This is a genomic window from Ruminococcus sp. MCC718 (genome assembly GCF_018783905.1).
Lineage (GTDB): Bacteria > Bacillota > Clostridia > Lachnospirales > Lachnospiraceae > Hominisplanchenecus > Hominisplanchenecus faecis.
Window position 1 is genome coordinate 1 of record NZ_WQNP01000029.1, and the last position, 3,284, is coordinate 3,284.

A 3,284-nucleotide genomic window follows, 5' to 3' on the forward strand; every position below is an offset into this window, starting at 1 on the left:
ATTTGTGTCTGTTTTTAGATTTCCAGGTTCCCATGCCATGAATATACTATAATTTCTGATTTTTGGCTACCTTAACCCACCGTCTAAAGCCAGTGGGATTGCGGTAGCCTTATTTCAAGGCAAAAGAACAGCTGTCTTTTCAGCCCTTTTTCACTGTTCTCTTCCTGTTTATTAACTATAATCTTGCTGTTTTTCCCTGTCAATCTTTTTTGCCTCTATCCAAGCCTTCTGTGCCAGGAATGGATGCCGCCGGTCAGACTCTTTGCCCGGTATCCTTTTTCTGCCATCTCCCTTGCCGCCACCATACTGACTGAACCACGTTCACAGTAAAAAATCAGTGGAACATTCTTTGGCAGTCCCCGAACCTTTTTCAACCGTTCATACGGAATATTCACCGCTCCCGGAATGTGATAAGCTGCATATTCCCACGGTGAGCGAAGATCTATCACAAAACCCTGTTCTTTTTCCAAAAGGCGATCCAGTTCTTTTTCCGAAATCATTTCATATTCCATAAATCCCTTCACTCCTTCCAGTATACCATATGCCATAAAACAGAAAATGGTATCTGAAAAACCCCTTCCGAAGACTTGATTTTCCGTAAAATGAAACATCCGGTAGGGGAGCTACCGGATGTTTCGAGGGGAGTATAAATAATTAATAAGGGGCTGATTTAACATCTTTTTAAAGCACGGAAATTTCCTGTTTTCCCCCAAAAACTCATTATTCTCGTTTCTGATCCCCGGTATTCTCTTGCCTGAAATTTATTATAAGTTGTGTCAAAAGTTGTGTCAAACGATAAAACGTTTTTGCAGCAACAAATATTCTTTTTCTTCTCTCATAATGAAACCATACAAAATTATTTTCCTAAAATCTGTCTCCATAAAGGTAGAGCTTTCTGTACACAAAAAAGCAGCCTAAAATACCGTCTATTTCTCTCCATAAAGGTTCTGTTTGAGATTAAACACATGCTCATAAAAACATCAACCTTTATGGACACTTTTCTTTACAAGGAGGGTTTACATGAGCAATAAAAAAATGGCATATGCCAGAGTAAGCAGCACAGACCAAAATTTAGACCGCCAGCTTATCGAATTAAAGAAATATGTTCCCGAAAGCAATATTGTTGTTGACAAAATCAGCGGCAAAACGCTTCACAGACCGGGTTATGAAGCCTTAAAAGGAGCTTTGGGATTAAGAAGTGGTGATACACTGGTCATTAAATCTCTTGACCGTCTCAGTCGCAACAAGGCGGATATTAAGAAGGAATTAGAGTGGTTTAAATCAAACCATATTCGTCTTATGATCTTGGATTTACCTACTACTATGGTTCAAGTACCGGATAACCAAGAATGGATATTGGATATGCTTAACAATATTCTTATTGAAGTACTTTCCAGTATGGCTGAACAGGAACGATTATTGATACATTCAAGACAAAAAGAAGGAATCGCTGCCGCCAAACTCCAAGGCAAGCATTTGGGGCGTCCTAAAATGCAGTTTCCTAACGACTGGGAGCATTACTATACTTTATGGAAAAATCACGATATTACAGCAAAAAAAGCCATGCAATCCATGAATCTTAGCAGCAGCAGTTTTTATAAACTCGCAAAACAATTTCAAAATACAGTGTGATTTTCTCATGTAAAATTGCACTGTGTTTTTACTATGTGAGAACCTCTAGTGTAATTTCAAAATATTTCATATAAAATGAACCTAATAAAACTGTTTCAGAGGAAAAAGGATGATAGATACTAAAGATATACAACCAACAGATTTTGTCAGCATTTACAAGGATATAGCAGAAGTAATCGGTATAGAAGCCACCATGAAATTACATGACAATTTCCAAGGTCAGCAACTTGTACTTCCAAAAAAGCTTTATACCAAAGATTTTATTGTAAAATCCATTAAACAGAAAGCCGAAAGGGGGGAGGAAGTAAATTTAAGAAAAACAGCATTACAATACGGCTATACCGAACGTTGGCTGAGACAAATGATAAACGATGAAAAAACAAAAAGAAACGGAGACAAATTATGAGCAAAACAAAAATGCCAAAAGATTTGGAAAGCAAATGTAAGATTGCAATACATACTGCAACAACGGCAGCAGCAACCGCCGGAGCACTTCCAATTCCAATCGCTGACACCATTCCTATCACAGCGGCACAGGTTACTATGATCGTTGCCTTGGGAAAAATTTTTGACATGTCAATATCTGAATCAGCAGCAAAGTCGATTGCAGCAATTACGCTTGCACAAAGTACAGGTCGGGCTGCCTTTTCCGGAATTTTAAAAGCAATTCCCGGAGCAGGATCTGTTATCGGAGGAATGGTAGGGGCAGCTACTGCTTCTGCATTGACAGAGACTCTTGGCTGGAGTCTGGCAAATGACTTTTACAAAATGAGCATTGGCGAAGAACCGGAAAAGCTTGCAGAGGCAGCAGAAACCTTAAAGCGTGCCTTTGAGAAAAAATAAGGCAAATATCTTACAGGGAGATGAATGATATGGGATTTTTCAAAACACCGGAAGAAATGTACGATCATGCCGCAAAACGCTTTAAAAAAGATGGCGATATGCACTGGGCTAAAGCCAAAAACGGCGAAGGCGAATATCATTACGGAGCTGCAAGAAAAGCTTATAAACGGGCAGAAGCAAGCCTTGAAAAAGCCAAAACCGCAAAAGAAGAAGGATGGCAATTCAAAAAGAGAAAGTAGCTCACCATCCGCAAATTTTAACAGTAAACACTTAGTATATTTAAAGAGAACCGTCTGTAAAAGGCAGTTCTCTTTATTTTATTAAAAAAATATATTATAAATTCAAGGAGGTCATATACTATGAAATCTATCACAAAGGAACTTTTAATTCAGTCTGCAATCGCTATTCTCTCCATTGCAAGCCGTATTCTCAATGAAACCTACACAAATTCTAAGAAATAGAATGCAAAAGGCAGGAGGATATATAAGATCATCTATATATCCTCTTGCCGTGTTCCCCTAAACAATGTTAATCTGTATACAAAATTATACTTCGAAAGGATAAATGATAATGTGTATAAAGTTTAAAGATTTTCATACAAATCTTTTTGAATCTCCATGTATTTTCACAAAGGGATGGTGTTTTGATTCAAAATCAAAGCCTATCTCTGATATATGGTTTAATATTATAGGCATCGAATTTTATAATTACCATGATAATATATTTTCCTTCTTTCTACTACAATATATTTATGGTTAATATCCCTTACAGCCAGTAAGGAATTATCCATCTTGTTGCTTAAGCTGTAT

The 3,284-nt window shown here is 37.4% G+C and carries 5 protein-coding genes; 4 read left to right on the forward strand and 1 reads right to left on the reverse strand.

Going from position 1 to position 3,284, the window contains the following annotated elements; all coding sequences use genetic code 11:
• Nucleotides 1-215: 215 nt before the first annotated feature.
• The gene (locus GPK60_RS03505; protein ID WP_022118383.1) at nt 216-512 is read right to left on the reverse strand and encodes a rhodanese-like domain-containing protein; all 297 of its coding nucleotides are present in this window, start codon (nt 510-512) and stop codon (nt 216-218) included.
• A gap of 508 nt (nt 513-1,020) precedes the next feature.
• Here GPK60_RS03505 and GPK60_RS03510 point away from each other — a divergent pair.
• The 4 genes from GPK60_RS03510 to GPK60_RS03525 all read left to right on the forward strand — a co-directional run bounded on the left by GPK60_RS03510 (nt 1,021) and on the right by GPK60_RS03525 (nt 2,714).
• A complete protein-coding gene (locus tag GPK60_RS03510) occupies nt 1,021-1,632 on the forward strand; it encodes a recombinase family protein (RefSeq protein WP_226911879.1) in 612 nt (203 codons plus the stop codon).
• A 109-nt stretch (nt 1,633-1,741) separates the two neighbouring features.
• Nucleotides 1,742-2,038, forward strand: a complete 297-nt coding sequence (locus tag GPK60_RS03515; protein ID WP_173866702.1) for a Mor transcription activator family protein — start codon at nt 1,742-1,744, stop codon at nt 2,036-2,038.
• Nucleotides 2,035-2,475, forward strand: coding sequence for a DUF697 domain-containing protein (locus GPK60_RS03520; RefSeq protein WP_173866703.1), 441 nt, complete (start codon nt 2,035-2,037; stop codon nt 2,473-2,475). Before GPK60_RS03515 ends, GPK60_RS03520 begins: the two co-directional genes overlap by 4 nt.
• 29 nt (nt 2,476-2,504) lie before the next feature.
• Complete coding sequence (locus GPK60_RS03525; protein ID WP_201889189.1) at nt 2,505-2,714, forward strand: hypothetical protein; 210 nt, start codon at nt 2,505-2,507, stop codon at nt 2,712-2,714.
• Nucleotides 2,715-3,284 lie beyond the last annotated feature (570 nt).